The sequence below is a fragment of the Bacillus sp. LUNF1 genome, from assembly GCF_011008975.1.
Classification (GTDB): Bacteria; Bacillota; Bacilli; order Bacillales; family Bacillaceae; genus Bacillus; species Bacillus velezensis.
Genome location: NZ_CP048876.1, coordinates 2,977,501 through 3,003,796, shown reverse-complemented (window position 1 = coordinate 3,003,796; position 26,296 = coordinate 2,977,501). Strand labels below are relative to the sequence as shown.

Genomic DNA, 26,296 nt, shown 5'->3' with positions numbered 1-26,296 from the left:
CAGCTTAATATGAAAAAATTCATCAATTGGTGCACGAAGGCATCGATTTCACGTAAATTAATCATTTCATTTATCGTGATCTTAATCATACCGATTCTCGTGTTAGAATTCAGTTCATACCATACGGCGAGCAATTCGCTGGATGATCAGATTTCAGGCAACGCGAAAAATAACATTGAATCTTTTAACACAACCATTACAAATGATATCGGCGCAAAAGCAAAGGCGATTGAATTTTTCAGTGAAACGTTAAAAGGGTCATCCTTCTCAAAGAAAAACATGTCTGCTCTTGAAGAAAAGTTCGGGCAATACACGTCTATTCATAAGGACGTAGCCCGCATTTACGGAGGAACGGAAGACGGCAGCTACGCACAGGCGCCGAAGGAGAATACTCCGGCCGATTACGATCCGAGAACACGCACTTGGTATAAAGACGCTGTGAAGGCTGGCGGCACGCTCGTTGTCACCGACCCTTACACCGCGGCAAGCGACGGCAGCATGGTCGTCACCGTGGCAAAGCAGATGCAGGACGGAACAGGCGTAGTGGCCATGGATATTACGATTGACCAGCTGCTGAAGCAGATGCAGGGAATCAAAATCGGACAAAAAGGATTCGTGTTTATCACGTCCAAAAATAAAACCTATGTCGCGCATAAAGACCACAAACCGGGTGATAAAGTTTCAACCCCGTGGCTGAATGAGGTATACAGCAAAGACAGCGGCATTATTTCATACAAGCTCGATGATCAAAATAAAAAAATGGCGTTTACGACAAATAAACTGACCGGATGGAAAATAGAAGGGAGCATGGAGCTCAACGAAATTAAAGACGCCTCACAACCGGTGCTGACGATGGGAATGATCGTCCTTGCAGCATCCATTATCATCGGGGGAATTTTAATTCTGTTCATTGTCAGATCCATTACGTCACCGCTGAAACGGCTTGTCCGCTCTTCTAAACAAATCAGCGGCGGAGACTTGACCGAGACCATTGATATCCGCTCGAAAGATGAATTGGGCGAACTCGGCGCGAGCTTTAATGAAATGGGAGAATCTCTGCGGGGACTGATCAGCGCGATCCAAAACTCTGTCGACAACGTGGCCGCGTCATCGGAAGAGCTGACCGCTTCAGCTTCGCAGACAAGCAAAGCGACGGAACATATTACAATGGCGATTGAGCAGTTTTCAAACGGAAACGAAGAGCAAAGCGAAAAAGTCGATTCAAGCTCAGCTAAGCTGAATCATATAAATGACGGACTCGCCGCCGTTTCCCGCACATCATCATCCATTACGGAAGCATCTAAACAATCGAAGGAAGCTGCCGGCACCGGGGAAGAATATGTGCAGCAAACCGTCGGGCAGATGAATCTCATCAATCAATCGGTCCAGCAGGCGGAAGCGGTTGTAAAAGGTCTTGAGGCCAAATCAAAAGACATCACTCATATTTTAAGAGTCATCAACGGTATTGCCGATCAGACAAACCTGCTTGCGTTAAATGCAGCCATTGAAGCGGCAAGAGCGGGAGAATACGGCCGGGGCTTCTCAGTGGTAGCCGAAGAAGTGCGCAAGCTGGCCGTCCAATCCGCCGGTTCTGCCAAAGAGATTGAAAAACTCATTCAGGAAATCACGGCTGAAATTAATACATCGCTTCACATGTTCACATCCGTTAATGAAGAAGTTCAATCAGGACTTGCCGTAACGGACCGCACGAAAGAAAGCTTCCAGAATATCTTCGGCATGACAAACGACATCGCCGAGAAGCTTCAATCGATGAACGGCACGGTTGAACAGCTGTCAGACAGCTCTCAGCACGTTTCAGCCGCAGTGACCGATATCGCGGACGTATCACGGGAAAGCGCAGCAAGCATTCAGGATATTGCCGCATCCGCAGAAGAACAGCTTGCATCAATGGAAGAAATCAGCACATCCGCCGATACTTTGGCGCAAATGGCCGAAGAACTGCGGGAATTAACGAAACAATTTAAAATCAACTAGTAAAAAAGGACGCTTTCCGGATGGAAGGCGTCCTTTTTTATAGTGACAGCCGGAAAATTAAATAAAAAGTCTTGCATACAACGGGAGTACATAGAACTATTTTTCATTTATGACTTAATTTTCAATGTAATAAAAAGGGAGTCGGCCGATATAAACAGTAAATGATTGAAAGAGGTTTACAAAATTGAAAAAAACAGCAAAAAAAATCGCCAGAAAATCAATAGCCAAAAAACTTATCATTTCATTTTTACTGATCTTAATTATTCCGGTAGCAGTATTGGCTGCCGGCGCCTACCGTTCGGCGGCTTCATCCGTTGAAAAGCAAATGATGGAAAGCGCCGAAGGAAATGTGCAAATCTTAAACAATATGATTGATGACCGGATCGGAATGTTTACAAAAAGCTCAGCATATTTCAGCGAATGGGCGACAAGCGCTAAATTTAAAGAAAAAAACCAAACGGAAATGCAAGAAAGGTTCAAACAGTTTATTGAAAGCAATGATAAAGCGTCCGCCATATTTTCAAGCAGCAAGGAAGGAACGTTTACCCGTTATCCGCATGCCGATATGCCGTCCGATTTCAATCCGCTTGAAAGAAGCTGGTATCAGGAAGCCATGGAGAATAAAGGCCAAACCATCATCACGGACCCTTATGAGTCCATCTCAAACAAAAAGATGGTCGTCACCATGGCCCGCGCGGCGCAAGACGGATCAGGCGTCGTCGCCATTGATATAAAAATCGACGATCTCATCACGATGACAAAAGAAGTGAACATCGGAAAAGAAGGATACGCCTTTATCCTCAGCAAAAATAAAAAAGCCGTTGCTTACAGTGATGAAAAAGCCGGTGCGGCGGTATCGGGAAAATGGGTTGATACATTATACAGCGGGCAAAAAGGCGACTATGAATATACGCTGAACGGGAAAGCGAAAAAAATGGCGTACGTGACCAATGAAGCGACGGGCTGGAAAATCAGCGGAACCATGTCCGTGGATGAAATCAAGGATGCGGCAAGACCGGTTCTGACTCTGGCCGTTATCATATTGGCGATAGCCATCGCCGCAGGGATGATTTTCATTTATTTTGTCATCCGCTCAATTACCAAACCGTTAAAACGTCTCGTAGCTTCAGCGGAAAAAATCAGCAGCGGAGATCTGACGGAAACCATTGATGTCGGCTCTCAAGATGAGCTCGGCGTGCTCGGTAAAAGTTTTAATCATATGACAGATTCACTCCGTTCGCTTATTCAGGGAATTCAGGACTCTGTTGAACATGTCGCTTCTTCCTCAGAGGAGCTGACGGCTTCGGCTGAGCAGACGAGCAAAGCAACGGAACATATCACCCTTGCGATTGAACAGTTTTCTAATGGAACGGAAGACCAAAGTGAGAGTATTGATAAAGCGACAGCACAAGTGAATGAGATGAAAGACGGGCTCAGCGATCTGGCGGAAGCGGCAGCCGTGGTGACGGAAACGTCAATTGAATCGGCGGAGATATCCGGCGCCGGTGAGCGGCTTGTCAAGAAAACAGCCGGCCAGATGGGCGCCATTGACCAATCCGTAAGTAAAGCGGAGCAAGTCGTACAAGGGCTTGAACTCAAATCGCAGGACATCACCAGCATTTTGCGCGTCATTAACGGCATTGCGGATCAAACGAATCTGCTTGCTTTAAATGCAGCCATTGAAGCGGCAAGAGCGGGAGAATACGGACGCGGTTTTTCAGTCGTTGCCGAAGAAGTGAGAAAGCTTGCCGTCCAATCCGCCGATTCAGCGAAAGAAATCGAATCCTTAATTCATGAAATCGTCAAAGAAATTCATACTTCGCTCGGAATGCTGGAATCCGTCAATCACGAGGTGAAAAGCGGACTTCAGTTAACGGACGAAACGGAAAAAAGCTTCCGGGACATTTCCGCTAAAACAAATCAGATTGCCGGTGAACTGCAAAATATGAATGCAACCGTGGAACAGCTTTCTGCCGGATCTCAGGAAGTATCAAACGCTTCAGAGGATATCGCGGCAGTCTCCAGACAAAGCGCGGCCGGCATTCAGGACATCGCGGCTTCAGCTGAAGAGCAGCTTGCGTCCATGGAGGAGATCAGTTCCTCAGCCGTCACGCTGGAAAAAATGGCGGAGGAATTACGCGAACTGACAAAGCGTTTTAAGATAAACTCTTAATTAAGTCTAAAAGACTAATTTTGCAATAGGTAAAAAGTATGTTTCGTTATATTTCTTCTTTTTGGATGTGTATATTTACCCATAATTGCCGATATGAAGGGTAAACACGCAAGAGGAGATATAGCAGATGAAAAAAATTGTGCAAATCATCAAGCAGAGATCGCTTACAAGAAAACTGCTCATTTCTTTTTTGGCCATTCTCATTCTTCCTATTTCAACGCTGGCTTTTATCGCCTATCAATCGGCGGTAAGCACGCTTGACAGGCAGATGATGGGAAGCGCACTAGATAATGTGCAGCAGATTAACGATATGATCAACACAAGCATCAGCCAAAAGGAAGACGGAACGGCATATTTCAGCGACTGGCTCACAAAGGATCGGTACAAGCCGAAAAACCAATCGCAAATTACCGATAAATTCACAGAGTACATGAAGATCAATAAAGACGTGGAATCCATCTATACGAGTGACACGGAAGGACATTTCACACGGTATCCGGATCTGCAGATGCCTAAAGGATATAATCCGCTTGAAAGAGACTGGTATAAAAAGGCCGTGGAAAATAAGGGGAAAGTTGTTGTAACAGATCCTTACCGCACGGCTTCCACCAATACGATGGTCGTGACGGTCGTTCAGCAGACGAAAGACGGCTCAGGGGTCGTCGCCATCAATATGAAAATCGATGAACTTCTGAAAACGACAAAGAAAGTGAACATCGGAAAATCAGGCTACGCTTTTATCCTGACGAAAGACAAAAAAGTGGTCGCCCACCCGAACCGCACGTCAGGCACAGTATTAAACGGGGATTGGGCTGAACAGCTGTACAACAGCAAAAAAGGTGATTTTCAATACAAATACGACGGCCAGGAAAAGAAAATGGCTTATGATACGAACGGGCTGACAGGCTGGAAGATTACCGGAACGATGTATCTGGACGAAATTCATGAAGCGGCTTTGCCGATCCTTCATCTGTCCCTGCTCGTTCTCGTATTAGCGATTGTCATCGGAACCATCGTCATGGTGCTGATTATTCGTTCAATCACAAAACCGCTCAAGCAGCTTGTGACATCATCGAAACAGATCAGTGAAGGCGACTTAACAGAAACGATCGAAATTCAGTCAAAAGATGAATTAGGCGAGCTGGGCAAAAGCTTTAACAATATGGCCGCTTCACTCAGGTCTCTCATCCATGCCATTCAGGATTCCGTGAATAACGTCGCATCTTCCTCAGAAGAGCTGACGGCTTCAGCGGAGCAGACAAGCAAGGCAACGGAACATATCACACTGGCGATCGAACAATTTTCTAACGGAAATGAAAGCCAAAGTGAAAATATCGAAAGCGCGGCGGAACATATTTATCAAATGAACAGCGGGCTTAAAGATATGGCGAAAGCATCTGCCGTCATTACCGAATCCTCCGTCACATCAGCGGAAGTCGCCAATTCAGGCGGAAAGCTCGTCCACCAGACGGTCGGCCAAATGAACGTCATTGACCGGTCAGTGAAAGAAGCTGAACAAGTGGTGCGCGGACTTGAAACAAAATCAAAAGACATTACAAACATTCTCGGTGTCATTAACGGAATCGCTGATCAGACAAACCTTCTTGCACTGAATGCGGCAATTGAAGCCGCGCGTGCGGGTGAATACGGCCGGGGCTTCTCAGTCGTCGCCGAAGAGGTCAGAAAACTTGCGGTCCAGTCTGCCGATTCAGCGAAAGAAATCGAAAGCTTAATTATAGAAATCGTCAACGAAATCAATACATCTCTCGGCATGTTCCAATCCGTCAACAAAGAGGTGGAGAGCGGACTGGATATTACGAATCAGACCGAAACGAGCTTCAAACGGATTTCTGAAATGACGAACCAGATCGCCGGAGAAATTCAAAATATGAATGCGACGGTAGAACAGCTGACAGCAGGATCACAGCAGATTTCAGGAGCTTCTGAGCAAATCGCGTCCATCGCAAAAGAAAGCTCCGCCAGCATTCAGGATATCGCGGCCTCTGCCGAAGAACAGCTGGCTTCAATGGAAGAAATCAGTTCGTCTTCGGAAACGTTATCCCAAATGGCGGAAGAATTACGTGATATGACGAAACGATTTAAAATAGATTAATAGGTCATAGAACACCCAAATGTGCTGTTTGGGTGTTTTTTTTAGTTTTTTTAATAAATCTTTTGTCCTATCTGACGATATTAGATTTAGCTTTTCAAAGAAGGAGACTGAAAAAATGAAACAACTGATACATTGGATCAAACAGCCATCCATCAGCAAGCCGCTGATCGCGGCATTTTTAGCCGTATTGGTGCTTCCGGTCGGCATACTCGCCTACTTCAGCTACCAAACGGCGGGGAGTACATTAGAAAGAGAACTGACCCACAGCGCCCAGGGAAATGTCAGTGAACTGAACAGCGTGCTGGAAAACATGCTCGAAGGCAAGCTGAAAGCGATTGACTACTACAGCGAATCAATCACAAAGGAAAAACTGAACACGAAAAATAAATCGGCACTGCTCGACAATATGAAGCAGTATGTCACCGTAAATGGCGATGTCGCGTCAATTTACGCCGCGTCTCGCGACAAAGCGTTTGTGAAATATCCGTCCGCTGACATGCCGTCCGATTATAATCCGCTCACGCGCGAGTGGTATACAAAGGCGGTTGAAAAAAGCGGGCAGCCGGTGTTTACCGAGCCTTATAAAGACGCTGCAACCGGACAGACGGTCGTTACGATTGCCCAGCAGACAAAAGACGGATCAGGCGTTGTGGCGCTTGATATTAATCTGGGCGACCTGCTGAACGCTTCCGAACGCGTGCAGATCGGTCATAAAGGATTTGCCTTCATTACAACGGGAGATAAAAAATACATCGCCCATCCGACTATAAAAGCGGGAACGGAAGGCTCCGGAGAGTGGACGAAAGAAGTGTTTTCCAAATCAAGCGGATCGTTTGAATACATGTTTGAAGGACAGCAGAAGAAAATGGCCTTCACGACAAACAAACTGACGGGCTGGAAAATCGCCGGCACATTTTTTGTCAGTGAGATCCATGACGCAGCCTCGCCTGTCATGAAAATGGCGCTGATCATCCTGGCGGTTTCTCTTATCGTCGGCGGGGTTTTAATCTTTTTTATCATTCGCTCGATTGCAAAACCGCTCAAAAAACTTGTTTCGACATCAGCTAAAATCAGTGACGGCGATTTAACGGCAGTCATTGACATCAAATCAAAAAATGAATTCGGGCAGCTCAGCCAAAGCTTCAATGAGATGTCGGCCTCACTCCGGTCTGTCATCGGCGTCATTCAATCATCCGTCGAACATGTCGCTTCTTCATCCGAAGAGCTGACGGCATCCGCCGGACAGACGAGCAAGGCGACAGAGCATATTACACTGGCGATTGAACAATTCTCAAACGGAAACGAATCACAAAGCGAGAAATTGGAAGAAAGTGCTGATCACCTTTCCCAAATGAATGCCGGCATTGCCGAGACGGCGAATGTATCGGCGGAAATCACTGAATCCGCCATCCAAACCTCTGAAACGGCCGGAAGCGGAGAAGAATTAGTGGCGAAAACGGTAGGCCAGATGAAAACAATTGATCGTTCCGTACAGCAGGCGGAAGCGGTCGTAAAAGGGCTGGAAACGAAGTCGCACGACATTAAGAGCATTCTCAACGTCATTAACGGCATTGCCGATCAAACAAATCTGCTTGCCTTAAACGCTGCCATTGAAGCAGCCAGAGCAGGCGAATACGGGCGGGGCTTCTCCGTCGTTGCGGAAGAAGTGAGAAAGCTTGCCGTACAATCAGCCGGCTCCGCGAAGGAAATCGAAACGCTGATTCAGGAAATCGTCAAAGAAATCGCCACATCGCTTTCCGTATTCCAAGCGGTGAATCAAGATGTGAAGGAAGGCCTCGATATTACGGATCAAACGGCCGAAAGCTTCAAAAAAATCTCAGAAATGACGACTCAGATTTCAGGCGCCTTGCAGCATATGAACGGAACGCTTGAGAAGCTTGCAGCCGGGTCGCAAAATGTGACAAACGCGGTGGAGGACATTACCTCAGTCGCCAAAGAAGGGTCCGCCGGCATTCAAGACATCGCCGCCTCAGCTGAAGAGCAGCTGGCCTCCATGGAAGAAATCAGTTCATCCGCCGAAACGCTTGCGCATATGGCTGAAGAACTGCAGCAGGTCACACGGAAATTTACGATTCAGTCTGAAGACGAAGAACAGCTGTAGCGAGCTGTTTCTTTTCCTCATCTGAAAAAAGCGATACACTAGTATAAAAGAAGGGAGTGGCAGTGATGAGATTAGAAGGCAAAAAAGTCATAGCGCTTGTCAGTGACGATTTTGAAGACTTAGAGCTTTGGTATCCCGTCTACCGTCTGAGAGAGGAAGGCGCGATCGTTCATTTAATAGGAGAAGAAGCGGGCCGTTCATACAAAGGAAAATACGGCGTGCCCGCGACGGCGGATTACGATTTTAAGAGCCTGATTATTCAGGAGTATGACGCCGTGCTCGTGCCTGGCGGCTGGGCTCCTGACAAACTGCGAAGATATCCCGAAGTTTTGGACATCATCCGTACGATGAACGAGCAGAAAAAGCCGATCGGCCAGATCTATCATGCGGGCTGGGTGCTCATATCTGCCGGAATTCTCGCAGGAAAAAAAGTAACGAGCACGCCCGGCATCAAAGACGACATGACAAATGCAGGGGCACAGTGGCTGGATGAAGCAGTCGTAACTGACGGCCACATTGTATCAAGCCGCCGCCCGCCCGACCTTCCGCAGTATGCAAAAGCGTTTGCTGACCTGTTAGCGTCCAAATAAAAAACATCCGCCCGAATCCGGGCGGATGTTTTTAGTTTTGATCGGCGGGAAAGACAATTCCGATTTGTTTTCTCGCTTCCTCCATAATGCTTGCCGTAATGAAAGAACGTTCAAATGTATTTTCGGAAGACTCCCGCTGTCCGTTTCGAAGAAGATTGATGAATTCAGCCGTTTCGTAGTACATCGACGGTTTCAGATCAGGGACTGAAATGTCTTCCGTCCGTCCGTCACGATAGCGGATTTCCGCCCGTTCCGGTCCGTGAATGCTGTCCAGCACGATCGTGCCGTCTTCACCCTGAATTTCCGCCGAGGCAAACGAATTTGAGATTTTCGAATGCATCAGCACCGCTTCAAATCCGTCGTATGACAGAATGACCGTGCCTTCGCCGTCAACGCCGGATGCTAGTTTATGACCGGTCGCAATGACGTTTTTCGGTTTGCCGAACAGGACGACGGCCGGATAAATGCAGTACACGCCGATGTCCATTAATGAACCGTTCGATAATTCAGGCTTAAACGCGTTTAGCACCGTACCGTTTTTATATGCATCATATCGTGATGAATATTGGCAGTAGCTTGCCGTGAATCTCCTGACGGGTCCGATTTTATGTAAGTGGTTTTGAAGCATGCTGAAGTTCGGCAGGAACGTTGTTTTCATGGCTTCCATCAAGAGAACGCCGTTCGTTTTGGCTGCGTGAATCATTTCATCCGTTTCCCTTGCGTTAGACGCAAACGGTTTTTCGCACAGTACATGCTTGCCGTGTTCCATAAAAAGGACCGCCTGCTCTTTGTGAAATGCATTCGGGCTGGCGAGATACACCGCGTCATAGGCTTCGCTTTCCGCCATTTCTTTCAGGCTGGTAAAATAATGAGCAGCGCCGTGTTTGCCGGCGAATTCCGCCGCACGTTCCTCAGTTCTGGAATAAACCGCCGTTAATTGAAAATCATCAATAGCAGAAGCCGCCTCCAGAAATCGTTCTGTAATCCAATTCGTTCCGACTGTTGCAAATCGAATCATTGCTATCGCTCCTTCTATGTATTGGCTTACATTATAGCTTTTTTTCTGAGAAACATAAATGGAAAAAAGGCTGGCAGCTAAAGAGATAGGAAAAATTCCCATAGAGACCGGTTATTATTTTTCATTACAGGAACGATAGTGTACAATTTAAGTAAAATACATATGATGGAGGAACAATAGTGGAAACATTGCAAACATGGGGCGGCAGATTTAAACAGTTTTTCTTAGACAATAAATTTGTCTTGTTTTTGCTTGTATTGCTGCTCATCGGTCTCAATATCCTTGTCTTTATGAAGACATCATTTATTTTCACACCCATTATCGTCCTGCTCAAAACGATTGCGCTCCCCGTCATTTTGACAGGAATCGTTTATTATCTGCTTAATCCGATCGTAGATATATTGGAAAAAATAAGAGTGAAAAGAGTCTATTCCATCCTGCTCCTTTACCTCATTATTATAGGGCTGATTACGATTACGGTCGTTTCAATTATTCCGTTTTTAAAGGAACAGATCATGAGCCTGATCGACAATCTGCCGAAATATGTGGATATTGTTGAAGATCAGACGAAAAGCCTGATCGGAAGCGATTTTGTAAATCAGGCGCAAAAGACGATGAATATCAACATTTCCGATCTTGCTAATAAAGTATCGGCGCAGGCGGCGACAATTGCAAACAGCACATTTACCGGGGTCGGGAATTTTATCGGCGCGCTGACGGAAGTGATTATTTCAATTGTGACCGTGCCGTTTATTCTGTTCTATTTGCTGAAAGACGGCAAAAAACTGCCAATCTATATCTTAAAGTTTGTGCCCACCCGTCTGAAAGAACAAACGTATACGATGCTTAGTGAAATGAACCACAGATTAAGCTCCTATATTAGAGGACAGGTCATCGTCAGCTTCTGCATCGGGTTTTTATTATTTATCGGCTATCTGATTATCGGACTTGATTATGCGTCACTGCTTGCGGTCATTGCCGCTTGTACGAGCGTCGTTCCGTATTTAGGGCCGACCATTGCTATCACGCCGGCGATTATTATCGCGTTGGTCACTTCGCCCCTTATGCTGCTGAAGCTTGCGATTGTCTGGACCGTTGTCCAGCTCGTGGAAGGAAAATTAATTTCTCCGCAGATCATGGGGAAAAATCTTCACATTCACCCGATTACCATCATCTTTGTTCTTTTAACTGCCGGAAAGCTGTTCGGGGTTGTCGGCATTATTTTAGCCATCCCGGGGTATGCGGTCATCAAAGTGGTCACGACCCATCTGTTTGATTGGTTCAAAATGCGTTCGCATTTATATGAAGAAGAAAAAAATGATGCTGTATCGAAGTCATAAAATCGGAACGGACATGATATTTATTATAAGACAGGCTTTCCTTCAGAGGAGAGCTTCTCTTTTGTAAATGATGAATGAAGGGAAGAATGGGATGACACTATGGGAGATGTTCACAGCAGCCGTTTTAGGAATCGTGGAAGGGCTGACGGAGTACGCGCCGGTTTCTTCCACGGGACATATGATCATAGCGGATGACATCTGGCTGAAATCCGGAAGCCTGATGAATCCGGAAGCCGCAAATTCCTTCAAAGTGGTGATTCAGCTCGGTTCGATTCTGGCGGTGGCCATTGTGTTTAAGGATCGGATATTACATTTACTCGGCCTCAAAAAAAACGTCACGCGCGATCAGCAGAAGGGATACAGGCTGACCATCGCGCAAATCGCCGTCGGTCTTGTTCCGGCAGCGGTGCTCGGCTTTTTATTTGAGGATTTCATTGACCGCTATTTATTCTCCGTCAGAACGGTCGCTTACGGATTAATTGCCGGAGCCGTGCTTATGCTTATAGCGGACTGGATCAATAAAAGGAAAGAAACGATCGATACGGTGGACAGAATCACCTACAAACAGGCTTTCTGTGTCGGATTATTCCAGTGTCTCGCCTTATGGCCGGGATTTTCCCGCTCAGGCTCAACGATTGCCGGAGGTGTCATTGTAGGCTTGAATCACCGGGCAGCCGCAGACTTCACATTTATTATGGCTATTCCGATTATGGCGGGCGCAAGCCTTCTGAAGCTGGTGAAATACTGGAGCAGTCTTTCTTATGACATGATTCCGTTTTTTCTTGTCGGCTTTATCTGCGCCTTTGTCGTCGCCCTCTTAGTCGTCAAGTTTTTTCTTCGGCTCATTAACCGGATTAAGCTTGTCCCGTTCGCCATTTACCGTGTCATCCTCGGCATCATTTTAATCATGCTCGTGCGATAAACGAAGAGGCCCCCGGAGGGTCTTCTTTTTATGTTCGAAAAACGTCTCAGGAAAATATGAGCAAACTGAATTTTCTGCTTGAAATTCATAGAAGAGTCGTCTATAATAAAACATGACGTTACAGCACGGGGCCATAGCTCAGCTGGGAGAGCGCTACGCTGGCAGCGTAGAGGTCAGGGGTTCGAGCCCCCTTGGCTCCATACCTTTAAACCCTTATTCTATAAATAAGGGTTTTTTTGTTTTTTCATCTTCTGCGGCAGCCTCTGTGTTCTGCTTCATTTCTAACAATTGAAAATAAAGGAAAGAGAGAAAATGAAAAAGAAAATCTATCTTATATTATCTCTGTCAGCTGCACTGGCGCTTTTTTTGACAGCGCTTTCGCCTCTTTCTCCTGTCATCTTCACGTCTGCTTCAGAAAAAGGAGCCATCAGGCATGACATTTATAAAAAAGGATATCCGTATCAAAGCTACTTTGCGATTCTTCAAAAAGAAGAAGGCGGTGGAGAGGCCGGGAACCTTTATTATGTAAATTGGTTCAATTGGAAAGATGAAACCGGACAGACGCCGCACGTATGTTATTCAAAAAAATCGTCCGAAGGCGAGTACAAAGTAAGCTGCGGAACCGGACCGTAATGATCAAGAGCCCCTCTCCAATGAGGGGCTCTTTCTGTCGAGCTGAATGCCGCTCAGGCTCTCCGTTTAATATCCCCAATATAACGGCGTATCATAATGCCGATACGGATCATTCGGATAAGGCGTATTTGGCTGATAAGGCTTATTCATATCATGAATACCCGTGTTTTCAGACTGTCCGCAGTATTTATCGGGGCCTATCACAGTTGATTGCCGGATCGGTGAAACGGCTTTTTCCCACTCATGCTCATTCAGACAGTACGTATGCGCCATGATCTCCGGCGGCGTCAGACGGAGAATATCCGAGCCGTATATCACTTCAGGCGAAGGGGCGTCAAATATGGCCAAAAGATGGGTTTTGTCTGAAGTGGCGACTTCATAATGCCACCACCCCTGCGGAATATTCGCCACTTGCCCTGGAGAGATCGGATAATTCCGTATTTTCTGGGTGAACGGATTCAGCATCGACACCACCGCGGAACCCGAAATACAGTACACCAATTCAGCGGCGTTTTGATGGGTATGCGGTTCAATCACATTTGTTTTACTCAGAAAGATATCTAATAATGAAATATTTTCAAGCGTGTTTAACTGTTTAATCCCCAATACATTGATAAAGTTCCGAGCATCTTTCGTAAAAAAACGGCTCTCATTCACATCATAAGTGAACTGTGTATTCGGAGACGTGTAATCGATATCGGAAACCATGCAATCCCCCGCTTTCATCTTTAAACGTATATTCCCAAATATATGTGTCCCTGTTTCACCGGGTGATAAAAAAGGAGGTGAAATCCATAAATTCCAAAACCAACACAATATTGTGACGGCTTTTTTAAAGATTCATTTTAGATATATCTTTTATTCGAAATATCTCTTACTATAAAGATATATTGAAAATACATCTTTAGAAGGGTTGAGGATGAACATGCTGGACGAGAGAACAATAGACATCATCAAAAGCACAGTACCTGTATTGAAAACACATGGAGAAAACATCACCGGACGCTTTTATAACCTGATGTTTCAAGATCATCCCGAACTGTTAAATATGTTTAACCAAACGAACCAAAAGAAACAGACTCAGCGCGCAGCATTGGCAAATGCAGTCATTGCGGCTGCGGCGAATATTGATCAATTAGAACAAATCATTCCGGCGGTCAGACAGATCGGCCATAAACACACAAGCATCGGTGTAAAACCGGAACATTATCCGATTGTCGGAAAGTATCTGCTTCTGGCGATTAAGGATGTGCTGCAGGATGCCGCAACTCCTGAAATTATGCAGGCATGGGAAAAAGCTTACGGTGTTATTGCGGAGGCTTTTATCGGCATTGAAAAAGACATGTACAATGAAGCCGGATGGCAGGGGTATAAAGAATTTACGGTTATACAGAAAACAAAAGAAAGCAAAGATATCACATCATTTTATATCAAACCGAGTGACGGCTCTTCGCTTCCTGGATTTGAAGCGGGACAATATATCAGCATTAAAGTGAGGATTGCGGATTCTCCTTATACGCACATTCGCCAGTACAGCCTGTCTGATGCTTCTCGAAAAGGCGCATATCGGATATCTGTGAAAAAGGACGGAGCGGTTTCTTCTCATCTCCACAATGAAGTTCAAGAGGGAGATAAACTTGAAGTCAGCGCACCCGCCGGAGATTTCAAGCTGTCTGCTGCCGATAAACCGGTTGTTCTTATCAGTGCCGGTTCCGGAATTACGCCGATGATGTGCATGCTGAAAACAGCCGCCGAAAAACAGCCGGAGCGTTCCGTTACTTTTATTCATGCGGCGAAAAACGGAGAGTACGCCGCGTTCCGCAAAGAGGCTGAACAAGCTGCGGAGAATCATCCGAATATTAACGTCATTTACGTATACAGTGAACCGGCAGAACAAGACCGCTCAGGAGACAAGCCTTTTTACAGCGGCCGGATTGATCAAACCTTCCTGGAGCAGCTTCATCTGAATCAAAATGCTGAATTTTACTTGTGCGGATCAGCGCAGTTTATGACGCAAATGAAAGACATGATTCTTGCACTCGGGTTTGACTCTGATTCCGTTCAATATGAATTGTTTGGCCCTCAGCTGAGCATGGCATAACAAAAAAGACTCCTCAAAGAGGAGTCTTTTTTATTTGCGCAATGTGTTCTTTCTCCGTCTTTTTCCCTATTTTATTGAAATTTTCATCAATGACCAGTAAAATTATAAATCTAGTGATTCCGGAATTAAAGGAAGGTTGATATGAAAAAGAAAGCAAAGACCAAAAGGGTGCTTGGGTGCCTTTTTGCTGTATCTCTTATATTCGGATTATTTCTGGTATCAATGGTGTTTTCGAAATTCATAGTGACGGAAGAAAAACCGCCTGAAGAGGTGGACGAGCAGCAGGTCTTTATTGACAGCCTTTCCGGGCATGCTCAAATTTTATATGAGAAATATCATGTCCTTCCGAGCATCACCCTCGCACAGGCCATTCTCGAATCGGACTGGGGGAACAGTGAGCTTGCGGGGAAAGCGCGCAACCTGTTCGGTGTAAAAGGTGATTATAAAGGAAAACACGTCACGATGAAAACGGATGAATTTGAAAAAGGAAAACGAAAAACGATTCGGGCAAAATTCCGTAAATACAGCACGTTTTTTGAATCAATGGATGATCATGCCAAATTATTTGTCAACGGAACGTCTTGGAATAAAAAGAAGTACAAGCCCGTCATTGAAGCGGACAATTATAAAACTGCGGCGGCTGCCCTTCAAAAATCCGGCTACGCCACAGACCCCGGCTATGCTGAAAAAATTAAAGATGTCATAGAAACCTATAACCTGAATGAATATGACAAAATCAATGCCTCTCTTAAAGCAGTTGATATGAAAGGCGCCATCAAAGACCACGCCATTGAAGACGTGTGGTCCAAGCCGTCAAAAGAGCGGCATTCTATTAAACTGGCATCGGCGCAAAAGTTTACCGGCGAGCATATTAAAGTCGTATCTGAAAAACAAAACGGAGAATCCGTCTGGTACCAAATTCAAGTGAAAGATGAGCTGATCGGCTGGGTTGACCAAACCGCCGTCCAGTTAAGTGAAGAAACATAAGCATCAAAAAAAGCCGGCAGCCCGCCGGCTTTTTTACATTCCTTCAGTTTCAAACCTTTTAATATCACGTTTATGCCCCATCAGCACAAGGCAGTCACATTCATGAATGACAGTCTCCGGAGAAGGGGACAGCTGAATGTCTCCATTATGTTTCAAGGCGAGAATGGTGCAGCCGAATCTGGCCCGGACGCCGAGATCAAGAATGGATTTTAAATGCAGTTTTTTCGTGGCTGAAAGCTCCACAATGCTGTATTCATCTGACAAATCAATGTAATTTAAGACATTTTCATCTGAAAGGCTTTGTGCAATCCGCACGCCCATATCCTTTTCGGGATGGATAATACGATCAGCGCCGATCTTTTCAAGCACTTTGTGATGATAATAGTTTTGCGCTTTCACCCAAATATTAGGGATGTTCAGCTCCTTCAATAACAGCGTCGTCAGCGTGCTTGCCTGAATGTTGGCGCCGATTGCTACGATGACATATTCAAAATTTCTGATGCCGAGCGACTGAAGCTCGCTTTCTTCCGTTGAATTTGCCCGCACAGCATGCGTGGCATAAGAGGAGTATGCGTTGACCCGCTCTTCGCTGATATCGACCGCAAGCACCTCATGCCCCATTTTAAAAAGCTCTTTACAGATGCTTCCGCCGAAACGGCCGAGTCCGATGACGGCAAATTGTTTATTTTTGATTTTTCCCAATCCTCATAACTCCTTAAGAAACTGTTTTCGTCACTCCAAATACAACAAACAAGAATGTACTCCTGTTTCAAGGGTTTGTCAATGCGCGGGCCGGAAGAAAGAAAACAGCACAAAAAAAAGACCGGCTGACAAGCGATGGGCTTGTGCCGGTCTTTTTTCGCAATTATTAGCAGTCGCAAGGCTGTGTCGGCGGTGTGCTGCGTTTTTGAACAACAATTGTGTCCTCAGCATAGAATTTAGAGCCGATGCTTAATGATTTATTTTCTGCACGGAACTTATATGTACCTGCAGCAGGCAATGTTTTATTATTAAGAGAAAGCTTAAATTCCGCTGCGCCGAGCAAATCAATGTTTAACGGAAGTCTGACTGTTTTGCCGTTATTCAGAATCTGTCTTTCGCGTAAAGCGTGTCCGTTGACTGTATCTTTTGTAGTAGCCGCAAATCCGCTAGGAAGGGTAAATTCCATAACGCCTAAGCTCAGGATCGTGTTCGGACGGTACGTCAATTCGATATCAGAAAATGACCATTCCTGCTGGCTGGCACCTGTATATTTTGCAAATAAGGTAGCAGTCGCTTTCGTGGACATTTCCGGCTCGTGAACGGTTGAGCCCGACTCAGCGGCGAATGACGCTGTCGGCAGAGAAAGAAGCAAAACCAGGCCGAATAAACTTGCCATGACAGTTGAGAAAAATTTCTGTTTCATTTTAAATCCCCCTAAAAAAAATTTGCTGATTGTTCTTAAAAAAGAACGACCATACCTATAAAAATTTACCATCAATTTTAATGGAAGTAAATGGGGTTATGTTCCTATATTTTCTCAAAAATAATCAAATCACGACAAAAAAACGCCTGATTTTGATTCAGGCGTTTTTTTCGTCCGTTTCTATCGGAATAAATTTAAAAATCTCCCCGCTCTGAACCGAGTCGGCGAGCCGCTTCAGCCAATGATAATAAGCTTTCGAGCTTTCAAGCTGATCATATAACTGCCGCGCTTCTTCCTGTAATTCCGCGTTGCCTTTCTCGGCCAGCAAAACGGACTGCAAATCCGCCTGGGCCTGTTCAATGGCGGATAAATTCACCTGAACTTCACGATCCCATTTCGGCGGGAAGAAATTCGTGAAAAACGTAAAGAAATCTTTTTCCGCTACAAACGTATGCTTCCGTGTGCCGCGGTGAAAGGTTTTTTTAACCACATTTAAATCCTGCAGCTTTTTGACGCCTGTGCTCATACTCGGTTTGCTCATCTGCAGTTCCTCACGCATTTCGTCAAGCGTCATTTCATCCCTCATATACATTGTTCCGTATAAAATCCCGACACTCCGTGTGATTCCGTAAAGATCCATCGTCTCTGCAATGGAATCAATGACAAGATCCCTGGCTTGTTCTATAGCTGCGAATTCTGGATTCTCATCCATACTGTCCCTCTTTTCCACTTGAAGTTTAAATTTATTAAGTCATTTCTTTATGTTCTTAATCTTAACGAATCATGACAAAATGTCAAAATCTAAACGGACTGACCGGGTTTTGACAGGCAAAAAAACATGTGTTAAATTAATATTGTTAAAAACATTAAATTTTTATTTAACAAACTTACTTTTCGGTAAGGAGGACTTTTATGAGCAAAACGCTTTATATCGGCGGCGAATGGATCAGTGCAGAAAAAAAACAGACCCGCCGTATCATTAATCCATTTAATCAAGAAGAAATTGCAACGGTATGCGAAGGAGACCGGAACGATGCGGTGAAAGCCATCGCCGCAGCCAGAAAAGCATTTGATGAAGGGGAGTGGCCGGTGCTTTCCGGGCTCGAGCGCGGACAATTTGTTCTGAAAATTGCGGAATTAATCAGACGCGATCTGAACGAATTAGCTGAGCTGGAATCGCTCGATACAGGAAAAACGATTGAAGAAAGTAAAGCCGATATGGATGATATCGCAAATGTATTTCAATATTATGCCGGTTTGGCGGATAAAGACGGAGGCGAGGTCATTTCATCTCCGATTCCTGATTCCGTAAGTAAAATCGTCAGAGAGCCCATTGGCGTATGCGGACAAATTACGCCGTGGAACTATCCGCTCCTTCAGGCGAGCTGGAAAATCGCTCCCGCTCTTGCGGCCGGAAACACGATCGTTTTAAAGCCGAGCGAGATTACTCCGCTGACAACCATTAAAGTCTTTCAATTAATAGAAGAAGCCGGTATTCCGAAAGGGGTCGCCAATCTCGTGCTGGGGCCGGGCGCCTCTGTCGGCGACGAGCTTGCGAGAAACCTCGACGTCGATTTGGTCTCTTTTACGGGCGGAATTGAAACAGGCAAAAAAATCATGCAGGCGGCAAGCGGCAATGTGAAAAAGATTGCCCTGGAGCTTGGCGGCAAAAATCCGAATATCGTATTTCAAGATGCAGATCTCGAAACCGCTGCAGATCAAGCGCTGAACGCCGTGTTTTTCCATGCCGGCCAAGTTTGTTCGGCAGGGTCCCGTCTTTTGGTGGACGAAGCCATTCATGATGAATTTTTAGCCGAGCTGATCAAGCGCACGAAACGCATCAAATTAGGAAACGGTTTTCATGAAGATACGGAAAGCGGTCCGCTGATTTCCGCCGAGCATCGGGCCAAAGTCGAAAAATACGTAGAAATCGGTATCGAAGAAGGGGCAAAACTGGAAACAGGCGGCAAACGTCCTGATGATCCCGCCCTTCAAAACGGTTTCTTCTATGAACCTACTATTTTCTCAAACTGCAAGTCTGATATGCGGATAGTCCAAGAGGAGATCTTCGGCCCCGTTTTAACAGTTGAGTCATTTTCTTCTGAAGAAGAAGTGATCAGACTTGCCAACGATACCATTTATGGGCTGGCCGGAGCGGTATGGTCAAAGGATATTGAAAAATGCGAACGCGTAGCCGCCAAACTGCGGATGGGAACGGTATGGATCAATGATTTCCATCCGTATTTCGCGCAAGCGCCATGGGGCGGGTACAAACAATCGGGCTTCGGCCGCGAACTCGGCAAAATCGGTCTGGAAGAATACACGGAAATCAAACATATTTACCGCAACACGAAACCTGCGGCTGTGAACTGGTTTCAAGCATAACGAGGAGGAGATACAATATGACATTAAATATGAAAGTAGAAAGCATGCATAAATTCCATACATTCGAAATCCCGACAGTCATTAAACACGGAATCGGTGCGATTCAGCACGCGGGAAGTGAAGTCAGAGCGCTTGGCGTCACAAAAGCTCTGCTCGTAACAGACCCGGGAATTTATAACGCGGGAGTGGCAAACCCGGTCATTGAATCTTTACAGGAAGCGGGCATCGAAGTCGTCCTGTTTAACAAAGTGGAGCCGAACCCGCCTGTACGTCTTGTAAACGAAGGATCAGAACTGTATAAAAAAGAAAACTGCAACGGCCTTGTGGCTGTCGGCGGCGGAAGCTCCATGGATACAGCGAAAGCGATCGGGGTAGAAGCGACACACGAAGGAAGCGTGCTTGATTATGAAGCCGCGGAAGGCAAAAAGCCGCTGGAAAACCGTATTCCTCCGCTGACAACGATCCCGACGACTGCGGGAACAGGTTCAGAGGTCACACAATGGGCGGTCATTACAGATGAAGAAAGAGAATTTAAATTCAATACGGGCGGACCGCTTATCGCCGCGCATTTAACGGTCATTGACCCTGAGCTGCACACGTCCATGCCTCCGCATGTGACGGCCATGACAGGTATTGACGCCCTTGCGCACGCCATCGAGTGCTATACGATGAAATTTGCGCAGCCGATCACTGATGCCGTCGCTTTAATGGCCATTGAATATGCGGCGCATTATATTAAGCGCGCGTTTGCGGACGGAGAGGATTTGGAAGCAAGATACGGCATGGCGCAGGCGGCGATGCTTGCCGGCCTTTCATACGGCAGTGAATCAGCAGGCGCGGCGCATGCGATGAGCCAGACGCTCGGCGGCATCATCCCTGTCGCTCACGGACAATGCGTCGCAGCTATGATGGGGCCGGTAATGGAATACAACTGGAAAGGCTATCCGGAAAAATTCGCCCGCATCGCCAAAGCATTCGGAATCGATACAAGCAACATGACAACCGAAGAAGCGGCAAAAGCGTCCGTCAACTGGATGTATGATCTTGTAAAAGATTTAGAGGTGCCGAGTTTAGAAGAACAAGGTGTGTCTCCGGACATGATTGAACGTTTATCAAAAGAAGCCATGAAAGATCCGCAAACTTTCGGAAATCCAAGAGATTTGAATGAGAAAGCATACAACTGGATTTACAAACGCTGCTTCGACTTAACGCCGAAAACGGTATAATAAATGAACCCCGCTCCTTTACAGAGCGGGGTTTTTTAAGGATAATGTCAAGAAAAAGGCGGTGGTGGCTGATGTGGAAACGCATAACAGCAAAGACGGAAGGCGTATATATAGCGGATACCGAACAATTTGTTACCAAAAAGATGGACAAGCTTCGTGCGGAATACGGCGGGTTCCCCGGTGACCTGCATTTCGGACTGACAAAAAAGGCCGGCGCGCGTGAGCCGATGTATGAAAGAGGAACAGAAATTTTTAACCGGAGACAAATTTCAATCGTGTCCATGGAGGAATGTGATGACATTGCAGAGAAGATGGGGATTTCTCATATCTTTCCCGAATGGCTCGGCGCTAATATCGCAATCAGCGGTTTTTCTGCACTGACGCCGCTTAAAGAAGGAAGCAGAATGATATTTCCAAGCGGTGCGTCTCTGTTGTGCGAGGGAGAAAATGATCCGTGCATTCAGCCGGGAGAAGTCATTCAATCCTTTTATCCGGATCAGCCAAAACTCGCCGCGGCGTTTGTGAGGCACGCGATGGGCAGGAGAGGAATTGTCTGTATTGTTGAACGCCCGGGTGATATATGCACGGGAGATGCGGTCACCATCCATTCTTATGAACCGAAACGCGCCAAGAAAAAAATCGAGAAGGTCTGACTCAGACCTTCTCGATTTTTTGTTTGATTTCTTTTATTTGATTAATGTGACGCTTTTCATGATGGCCGATAAAATCAATCCACTGGCGGATCGTCAGTTCTTGAAAAACAGGATGCGGAAGCACACGTTCTAAGTCTTCCTCGTTTAATGATGAAATGACGGCGGTCAGCTGCTGTCTTGCCGTATCTAATTCCTGTTTTGCTTCAATGACTGATATTCGGTTTTGCTCAGGTTCGAGGTGTGACGGAGCCGGCCGTTTATTTGTTCTGTCCTCTATAAACTCCATCGGTTGTTCTTCTATTTCTTTTAACGGTGCGTCTTTTGCCTGCTTTGATAAAAGGGTCTGCGCTGTTTCGTCAATTTTCTTTAAATGGTCAAGGACTTCCCGCACGCTCCACTCATCAGCCGCGGGCTTTCGGTTGAATTCCTCATCAGAGAGTCCTTTCAGTTCTTCCCAGGTCTGCTGTCTTGCTTCATTAAAAATGCTCATCCTATCTCCTCCTTTAGAGTAAACATATCATATCCGGATTGGATAATCATGTAATCAGCCTTCCTTATCAGAAAATTGAAACCATTTACCTTTACATCCGTATATAAAGTAACACTCCGACACCTCAGCCGAAAGGAGGATAGAATGTGGACATATTTCATCTGCCGCTTGAAACGGTCTATCTTTACACATTGATTATTTCGGGAAGTCTCACGCTTTTGATTCTGTTTTTTCAAGATGTGTTTCACGGCCTCTCGGAAGCCATTCCTGTTTCATTTTTAAACCCTGCATTGATTCTGTCTTTTTTAACAATCTTTTCAGCCTCAGGTTATATCGGCGAAATCGCCGCTCCGCTATCAAGTCCTGTCATTGCGTTGCTTTCATTTGTTCTTTCGGTTCTTTTGGTCAGCCTGCTTCACTTCTTCGTCCTTGTCCCGCTTTCATCAGCGGAAGAATCGCTCGCGTATCGGGAGACAGATTTAAAGGGCAGAGTCGGCAGAGTCATTACTTCCGTCCCGAAAGACGGCTATGGAGAAGTGATCATAGAGGGAATAGGGGGCGCCATTTCTAAATCAGCCGTCAGCTTTGATCAAGAACAGATCAAGTACGGAACGGCCGTATTAGTGATTGATGTAAAAGACGGAGTGCTTTTTGTGACGCCGCATGAACCAATCTGATATCTAAGGGGGAACTGTTATGACTATGCCGATTATCATCGTTATCGGAATCGTATTCTTTTTACTCATCGCACTTATTGCTGTATTTATTACGAAGTACCGGACGGCGGGGCCGGACGAAGCCCTTATCGTGACCGGAAGTTATTTGGGGAATAAGAATGTTCACATTGATGAAGGCGGAAATCGTCTGAAAATCGTCCGGGGCGGGGGAACGTTCGTGCTCCCGGTATTCCAACAGGCAGAACCTCTCAGTTTACTGTCAAGCAAACTTGATGTCTCTACACCTGAAGTCTATACAGAACAAGGCGTGCCGGTAATGGCCGACGGAACCGCCATTATTAAAATCGGAGGCTCCATCGGTGAAATCGCCACAGCAGCTGAACAATTTTTAGGGAAATCCAAGGACGACCGTGAGCAGGAGGCGCGGGAGGTGCTGGAAGGCCATCTGCGCTCCATCCTCGGCTCTATGACCGTCGAAGAGATTTATAAAAACAGGGAAAAGTTTTCTCAGGAAGTCCAGCGGGTCGCGTCTCAGGATCTTGCTAAAATGGGGCTGATGATCGTATCTTTTACGATTAAAGACGTCCGAGATAAAAACGGCTATCTTGAATCATTAGGTAAGCCGAGAATCGCCCAAGTCAAGCGGGATGCGGACATTGCCACGGCAGAAGCGGATAAAGAGACGAGGATTAAACGCGCGGCCGCTGATAAAGACGCAAAAAAATCAGAGCTGGAGCGGGCGACGGAAATAGCTGAAGCGGAAAAAATCAATCAGCTGAAAATGGCGGAATACAGAAGAGAGCAGGATACAGCAAAAGCCAATGCCGACCAGGCATATGATCTTGAAACAGCAAAAGCCCGCCAGCAGGTGACAGAGCAGGAAATGCAAATTAAAATTATTGAGCGGCAAAAGCAGATTGAATTGGAGGAAAAAGAAATTCTGCGCCGTGAGCGCCAATATGACTCTGAAGTGAAGAAAAAAGCCGATGCTGACCGTTACTCGGTGGAACAAGCGGCCGCGGCCGCAAAAGCGAAGCAGCTCGCAGAAGCGGATGCCGAGCAGTACAGTATCGAAGCGATGGCCAAGGCGGAAGCGGAACGCGTGAGAATTGACGGTCTTGCTAAAGCGGAGGCTGAAAAGGCGAGAGGGGAAACCGAAGCGGAAGTCATCCGCCTGAAAGGACTCGCAGAAGCGGAAGCTAAAGAAAAAATCGCCGAAGCATTCGAAAAATACGGGCAGGCTGCAATCCTTGATATGATTGTGAAAATGCTGCCTGAATATGCGAAGCAAGTCTCAGCGCCTCTTTCCAACATTGATAAAATAACCGTCGTTGATACGGGAGGAAGCGGTGAAAACGGCGGGGCCAATAAAGTCACAGGCTACGCAACCAATTTAATGGCCGGTCTTCAGGAAAGCTTAAAAGCATCTTCCGGAATCAATGTAAAAGAGCTTATTGAGAATTTTTCAGGCAAAGGAAACATAAAACAAAGTATAAATGAACTTACAAAAGAACTGAGTGATTCAAACGAACGGCACAGCCCGGAATAAAAATACAGCAGGCGTAAACCGCCTGCTGTTTCAGTTCGTCCGCTTAGCTTCAAGAAGCCGCGGCGCAGTCATGAATAATAAGATAAGGACAATGGCCGAAAGGATAAAAGAAGGAATCATATAAGTCGCGTTATAGACGGACGAATAAATCCAGACCGGCGTGCCTTTCGGAGCATAGCTTCCGAAAAAGACAGCTCCGGAGACCACATGTGCCGCATAGCGCAGCACACTGCCGATGAAAACACCGCCTATAACATACATCGTTAAAACGCCTCTTTTTTTATTCAATGCCGATCCCCGTACACCGGAAGCTAACATGCCGCTGAAACCGAGGACTGCGAATGCCGCGATGTAATCAAGAAATAGCTGCACCGGGTGCTGCAAAAACAAATTGCCGATGGCGATCTGGACAATCCCTGTTAAAAAGCCTGTCGTAAGCCCGGCCTTCACTCCCCAGCGGAATGAAATCAAAAAAATCGGAATCATCATAATAGAGACCGAACCGCCTTGGGGCATCCGGAGAAACATACCTGAGACAATGTCCAGAATGACAGCCGCCCCGGTCATAATCGCTATTTCAATTAAGCGCACAAGCTGTGTTGAATGATTCATAGTTTTCCCCCCTGGTCAGACAACCGTATCAAGGATAAACAAAAAAGCAGCGCGGGGAAGGATGGGAAAAGTCCGCGCGCTGCTTACATAAACTGCAAATCATTTGGCTTTGCCACATCCCTACGCCAGCGTTAACTAACAGGTTCAAAGGGTCAGAACAAAATGTTCACTCTCAGCTTTAATGCTCCCCTTGTGGTCATCAAGTATTTAGTTCAATCTTACTATACAAGAAAATATGCCAAACCACAAGACAGCTTATCTTTCTATAGAAGAGAAACTGAAATAAGTATGAAAGAAAATAATTAATGATTTTTTTAAAAAAACTATTGTCATATTTTCAAAAGGGTGTTATATTATTAAACGTCGCTGATGAACAGCAGACAACAACGAAAAGCTTCGGAAACAACTTGAAAAAAGTTGTTGACATAAAAGAAGCTGAGTGGTAAGATAATAAAGCTGCTTCAACAAGCGGTAATGATCTTTGAAAACTAAACAAGACAAAACGCACCTGTTAATTCAAAGTTTTAAATAAATCGCACAGCGATGTGCGTAGTCAGTCAAACTACTTTATCGGAGAGTTTGATCCTGGCTCAGGACGAACGCTGGCGGCGTGCCTAATACATGCAAGTCGAGCGGACAGATGGGAGCTTGCTCCCTGATGTTAGCGGCGGACGGGTGAGTAACACGTGGGTAACCTGCCTGTAAGACTGGGATAACTCCGGGAAACCGGGGCTAATACCGGATGGTTGTCTGAATCGCATGGTTCAGACATAAAAGGTGGCTTCGGCTACCACTTACAGATGGACCCGCGGCGCATTAGCTAGTTGGTGAGGTAACGGCTCACCAAGGCGACGATGCGTAGCCGACCTGAGAGGGTGATCGGCCACACTGGGACTGAGACACGGCCCAGACTCCTACGGGAGGCAGCAGTAGGGAATCTTCCGCAATGGACGAAAGTCTGACGGAGCAACGCCGCGTGAGTGATGAAGGTTTTCGGATCGTAAAGCTCTGTTGTTAGGGAAGAACAAGTGCCGTTCAAATAGGGCGGCACCTTGACGGTACCTAACCAGAAAGCCACGGCTAACTACGTGCCAGCAGCCGCGGTAATACGTAGGTGGCAAGCGTTGTCCGGAATTATTGGGCGTAAAGGGCTCGCAGGCGGTTTCTTAAGTCTGATGTGAAAGCCCCCGGCTCAACCGGGGAGGGTCATTGGAAACTGGGGAACTTGAGTGCAGAAGAGGAGAGTGGAATTCCACGTGTAGCGGTGAAATGCGTAGAGATGTGGAGGAACACCAGTGGCGAAGG

Annotated in this window: 22 protein-coding genes, 1 tRNA gene, 1 rRNA gene, 1 pseudogene and 1 riboswitch (1 of these 26 cut by a window edge); of the genes and pseudogenes, 18 read left to right on the top strand and 7 right to left on the bottom strand. The window is 46.1% G+C overall.

Annotation, left to right across the window (positions count from 1 at the left end; translation table 11 throughout):
* Positions 1 to 9 precede the first annotated feature (9 nt).
* The 6 genes and pseudogenes from G4O42_RS14820 to G4O42_RS14800 all read left to right on the top strand — a co-directional run bounded on the left by G4O42_RS14820 (position 10) and on the right by G4O42_RS14800 (position 8,993).
* Entirely contained in the window at positions 10 to 1,995 is a 1,986-nt protein-coding gene (locus G4O42_RS14820; RefSeq protein WP_032876993.1) for a methyl-accepting chemotaxis protein, read from the top strand.
* Between the two features lie 184 nt (positions 1,996 to 2,179).
* Entirely contained in the window at positions 2,180 to 4,168 is a 1,989-nt protein-coding gene (locus G4O42_RS14815; protein ID WP_032876850.1) for a methyl-accepting chemotaxis protein, read from the top strand.
* 127 nt (positions 4,169 to 4,295) lie between these two features.
* Positions 4,296 to 6,281, top strand: coding sequence for a HAMP domain-containing methyl-accepting chemotaxis protein (locus tag G4O42_RS14810; RefSeq protein ID WP_032876853.1), 1,986 nt, complete (start codon positions 4,296 to 4,298; stop codon positions 6,279 to 6,281).
* A gap of 19 nt (positions 6,282 to 6,300) precedes the next feature.
* Positions 6,301 to 7,437, top strand: a pseudogene (locus G4O42_RS20290) (HAMP domain-containing protein); the annotation flags it as partial.
* Positions 7,432 to 8,403 (top strand): methyl-accepting chemotaxis protein, encoded by a 972-nt coding sequence (locus tag G4O42_RS20285; RefSeq protein ID WP_425340276.1) that lies wholly within the window; start codon positions 7,432 to 7,434, stop codon positions 8,401 to 8,403. The pseudogene G4O42_RS20290 and the gene G4O42_RS20285, both read left to right, overlap by 6 nt.
* 65 nt (positions 8,404 to 8,468) lie before the next feature.
* The gene (locus tag G4O42_RS14800; protein WP_163263800.1) at positions 8,469 to 8,993 is read left to right on the top strand and encodes a type 1 glutamine amidotransferase domain-containing protein; all 525 of its coding nucleotides are present in this window, start codon (positions 8,469 to 8,471) and stop codon (positions 8,991 to 8,993) included.
* 31 nt (positions 8,994 to 9,024) lie between these two features.
* Here the strand turns inward: G4O42_RS14800 and G4O42_RS14795 are convergent, their stop codons facing one another.
* The gene (locus G4O42_RS14795) at positions 9,025 to 10,011 is read right to left on the bottom strand and encodes a Gfo/Idh/MocA family protein (protein WP_032876860.1); all 987 of its coding nucleotides are present in this window, start codon (positions 10,009 to 10,011) and stop codon (positions 9,025 to 9,027) included.
* Positions 10,012 to 10,190: 179 nt separating this feature from the next.
* Here G4O42_RS14795 and G4O42_RS14790 point away from each other — a divergent pair, with 179 nt between their 5' ends.
* The 4 genes from G4O42_RS14790 (at position 10,191) to G4O42_RS14775 (ending at position 12,906) form a co-directional block, all read left to right on the top strand.
* Positions 10,191 to 11,351 carry an AI-2E family transporter gene (locus G4O42_RS14790; RefSeq protein ID WP_007613339.1) on the top strand — a complete coding sequence of 387 codons (1,161 nt, stop codon included), beginning with the start codon at positions 10,191 to 10,193 and terminating at the stop codon, positions 11,349 to 11,351.
* A gap of 91 nt (positions 11,352 to 11,442) precedes the next feature.
* Positions 11,443 to 12,273: an undecaprenyl-diphosphate phosphatase gene (locus G4O42_RS14785; protein ID WP_007613337.1), complete on the top strand. Its 831-nt coding sequence runs from the start codon at positions 11,443 to 11,445 to the stop codon at positions 12,271 to 12,273.
* Between the two features lie 127 nt (positions 12,274 to 12,400).
* Positions 12,401 to 12,473, top strand: a tRNA-Ala gene (locus tag G4O42_RS14780).
* A gap of 112 nt (positions 12,474 to 12,585) precedes the next feature.
* Positions 12,586 to 12,906: a hypothetical protein gene (locus G4O42_RS14775; RefSeq protein WP_032876862.1), complete on the top strand. Its 321-nt coding sequence runs from the start codon at positions 12,586 to 12,588 to the stop codon at positions 12,904 to 12,906.
* A gap of 66 nt (positions 12,907 to 12,972) precedes the next feature.
* Here the strand turns inward: G4O42_RS14775 and G4O42_RS14770 are convergent, their stop codons facing one another.
* Positions 12,973 to 13,614 carry a cupin domain-containing protein gene (locus G4O42_RS14770; RefSeq protein WP_032876866.1) on the bottom strand — a complete coding sequence of 214 codons (642 nt, stop codon included), beginning with the start codon at positions 13,612 to 13,614 and terminating at the stop codon, positions 12,973 to 12,975.
* Between the two features lie 217 nt (positions 13,615 to 13,831).
* Between G4O42_RS14770 and hmpA the strand changes: the two genes are divergently transcribed.
* A complete protein-coding gene (gene hmpA / locus G4O42_RS14765; RefSeq protein WP_032876996.1) occupies positions 13,832 to 15,007 on the top strand; it encodes an NO-inducible flavohemoprotein in 1,176 nt (391 codons plus the stop codon).
* Between the two features lie 141 nt (positions 15,008 to 15,148).
* On the top strand, positions 15,149 to 15,994 hold the full coding sequence (locus tag G4O42_RS14760; protein ID WP_007613332.1) for a glucosaminidase domain-containing protein: 846 nt from the start codon (positions 15,149 to 15,151) through the stop codon (positions 15,992 to 15,994).
* A gap of 33 nt (positions 15,995 to 16,027) precedes the next feature.
* On the opposite strand, the gene ktrA is transcribed toward G4O42_RS14760, so the two are convergent.
* The 3 genes from ktrA to cudC form a co-directional block, all read right to left on the bottom strand.
* Complete coding sequence (ktrA, locus tag G4O42_RS14755) at positions 16,028 to 16,696, bottom strand: potassium uptake protein KtrA (protein ID WP_007613331.1); 669 nt, start codon at positions 16,694 to 16,696, stop codon at positions 16,028 to 16,030.
* A gap of 166 nt (positions 16,697 to 16,862) precedes the next feature.
* Positions 16,863 to 17,399, bottom strand: coding sequence for a biofilm surface layer hydrophobin BslA (gene bslA / locus G4O42_RS14750; protein WP_032876869.1), 537 nt, complete (start codon positions 17,397 to 17,399; stop codon positions 16,863 to 16,865).
* Between the two features lie 157 nt (positions 17,400 to 17,556).
* A complete protein-coding gene (gene cudC / locus G4O42_RS14745) occupies positions 17,557 to 18,111 on the bottom strand; it encodes a transcriptional regulator GbsR (RefSeq protein WP_007613329.1) in 555 nt (184 codons plus the stop codon).
* A 200-nt stretch (positions 18,112 to 18,311) separates the two neighbouring features.
* On the opposite strand from cudC, the gene betB reads away from it, so the two are divergent.
* The 3 genes from betB (at position 18,312) to G4O42_RS14730 (ending at position 21,663) form a co-directional block, all read left to right on the top strand.
* Positions 18,312 to 19,784: a betaine-aldehyde dehydrogenase gene (betB, locus tag G4O42_RS14740; RefSeq protein ID WP_032876872.1), complete on the top strand. Its 1,473-nt coding sequence runs from the start codon at positions 18,312 to 18,314 to the stop codon at positions 19,782 to 19,784.
* Between the two features lie 17 nt (positions 19,785 to 19,801).
* Positions 19,802 to 21,010, top strand: a complete 1,209-nt coding sequence (gene gbsB, locus G4O42_RS14735; RefSeq protein ID WP_003152181.1) for a choline dehydrogenase — start codon at positions 19,802 to 19,804, stop codon at positions 21,008 to 21,010.
* A gap of 71 nt (positions 21,011 to 21,081) precedes the next feature.
* Complete coding sequence (locus G4O42_RS14730; protein ID WP_003152182.1) at positions 21,082 to 21,663, top strand: MOSC domain-containing protein; 582 nt, start codon at positions 21,082 to 21,084, stop codon at positions 21,661 to 21,663.
* Position 21,664: 1 nt separating this feature from the next.
* Here the strand turns inward: G4O42_RS14730 and G4O42_RS14725 are convergent, their stop codons facing one another.
* Positions 21,665 to 22,153 carry a DinB family protein gene (locus G4O42_RS14725; RefSeq protein ID WP_032876875.1) on the bottom strand — a complete coding sequence of 163 codons (489 nt, stop codon included), beginning with the start codon at positions 22,151 to 22,153 and terminating at the stop codon, positions 21,665 to 21,667.
* 146 nt (positions 22,154 to 22,299) lie between these two features.
* Here G4O42_RS14725 and G4O42_RS14720 point away from each other — a divergent pair, with 146 nt between their 5' ends.
* Together G4O42_RS14720 and G4O42_RS14715 are read left to right on the top strand one after the other, a co-directional pair.
* Positions 22,300 to 22,830 (top strand): NfeD family protein, encoded by a 531-nt coding sequence (locus G4O42_RS14720; protein WP_032876878.1) that lies wholly within the window; start codon positions 22,300 to 22,302, stop codon positions 22,828 to 22,830.
* Positions 22,831 to 22,849: 19 nt separating this feature from the next.
* Positions 22,850 to 24,379, top strand: coding sequence for a flotillin lipid rafts scaffold protein FloT (locus G4O42_RS14715; RefSeq protein ID WP_032876881.1), 1,530 nt, complete (start codon positions 22,850 to 22,852; stop codon positions 24,377 to 24,379).
* Positions 24,380 to 24,409: 30 nt separating this feature from the next.
* On the opposite strand, the gene thiT is transcribed toward G4O42_RS14715, so the two are convergent.
* Complete coding sequence (thiT, locus tag G4O42_RS14710; protein ID WP_032876884.1) at positions 24,410 to 24,991, bottom strand: energy-coupled thiamine transporter ThiT; 582 nt, start codon at positions 24,989 to 24,991, stop codon at positions 24,410 to 24,412.
* A 100-nt stretch (positions 24,992 to 25,091) separates the two neighbouring features.
* Positions 25,092 to 25,192: riboswitch (TPP riboswitch) on the bottom strand.
* 366 nt (positions 25,193 to 25,558) lie between these two features.
* Between thiT and G4O42_RS14705 the strand changes: the two genes are divergently transcribed.
* Positions 25,559 to 26,296, top strand: a 16S ribosomal RNA gene (locus G4O42_RS14705) (it continues 812 nt past the right edge of the window).

Excerpts from the sequence above, each read along its gene's own strand:
- G4O42_RS20285 (WP_425340276.1), top strand. The coding sequence starts at position 7,432 with ATGTCGGCCTCACTCCGGTCTGTCATCGGCGTCATTCAATCATCCGTC.
- thiT (WP_032876884.1), bottom strand. The coding sequence starts at position 24,991 with ATGAATCATTCAACACAGCTTGTGCGCTTAATTGAAATAGCGATTATG.
- G4O42_RS14820 (WP_032876993.1), top strand. The coding sequence starts at position 10 with ATGAAAAAATTCATCAATTGGTGCACGAAGGCATCGATTTCACGTAAA.
- G4O42_RS14795 (WP_032876860.1), bottom strand. The coding sequence starts at position 10,011 with ATGATTCGATTTGCAACAGTCGGAACGAATTGGATTACAGAACGATTT.
- G4O42_RS14725 (WP_032876875.1), bottom strand. The coding sequence starts at position 22,153 with ATGAGCATTTTTAATGAAGCAAGACAGCAGACCTGGGAAGAACTGAAA.
- G4O42_RS14775 (WP_032876862.1), top strand. The coding sequence starts at position 12,586 with ATGAAAAAGAAAATCTATCTTATATTATCTCTGTCAGCTGCACTGGCG.
- betB (WP_032876872.1), top strand. The coding sequence starts at position 18,312 with ATGAGCAAAACGCTTTATATCGGCGGCGAATGGATCAGTGCAGAAAAA.
- G4O42_RS14770 (WP_032876866.1), bottom strand. The coding sequence starts at position 13,614 with ATGGTTTCCGATATCGATTACACGTCTCCGAATACACAGTTCACTTAT.
- G4O42_RS14785 (WP_007613337.1), top strand. The coding sequence starts at position 11,443 with ATGACACTATGGGAGATGTTCACAGCAGCCGTTTTAGGAATCGTGGAA.
- G4O42_RS14760 (WP_007613332.1), top strand. The coding sequence starts at position 15,149 with ATGAAAAAGAAAGCAAAGACCAAAAGGGTGCTTGGGTGCCTTTTTGCT.
- G4O42_RS14730 (WP_003152182.1), top strand. The coding sequence starts at position 21,082 with ATGTGGAAACGCATAACAGCAAAGACGGAAGGCGTATATATAGCGGAT.
- bslA (WP_032876869.1), bottom strand. The coding sequence starts at position 17,399 with ATGAAACAGAAATTTTTCTCAACTGTCATGGCAAGTTTATTCGGCCTG.
- cudC (WP_007613329.1), bottom strand. The coding sequence starts at position 18,111 with ATGGATGAGAATCCAGAATTCGCAGCTATAGAACAAGCCAGGGATCTT.
- G4O42_RS14715 (WP_032876881.1), top strand. The coding sequence starts at position 22,850 with ATGACTATGCCGATTATCATCGTTATCGGAATCGTATTCTTTTTACTC.
- G4O42_RS14810 (WP_032876853.1), top strand. The coding sequence starts at position 4,296 with ATGAAAAAAATTGTGCAAATCATCAAGCAGAGATCGCTTACAAGAAAA.
- G4O42_RS14800 (WP_163263800.1), top strand. The coding sequence starts at position 8,469 with ATGAGATTAGAAGGCAAAAAAGTCATAGCGCTTGTCAGTGACGATTTT.
- gbsB (WP_003152181.1), top strand. The coding sequence starts at position 19,802 with ATGACATTAAATATGAAAGTAGAAAGCATGCATAAATTCCATACATTC.
- hmpA (WP_032876996.1), top strand. The coding sequence starts at position 13,832 with ATGCTGGACGAGAGAACAATAGACATCATCAAAAGCACAGTACCTGTA.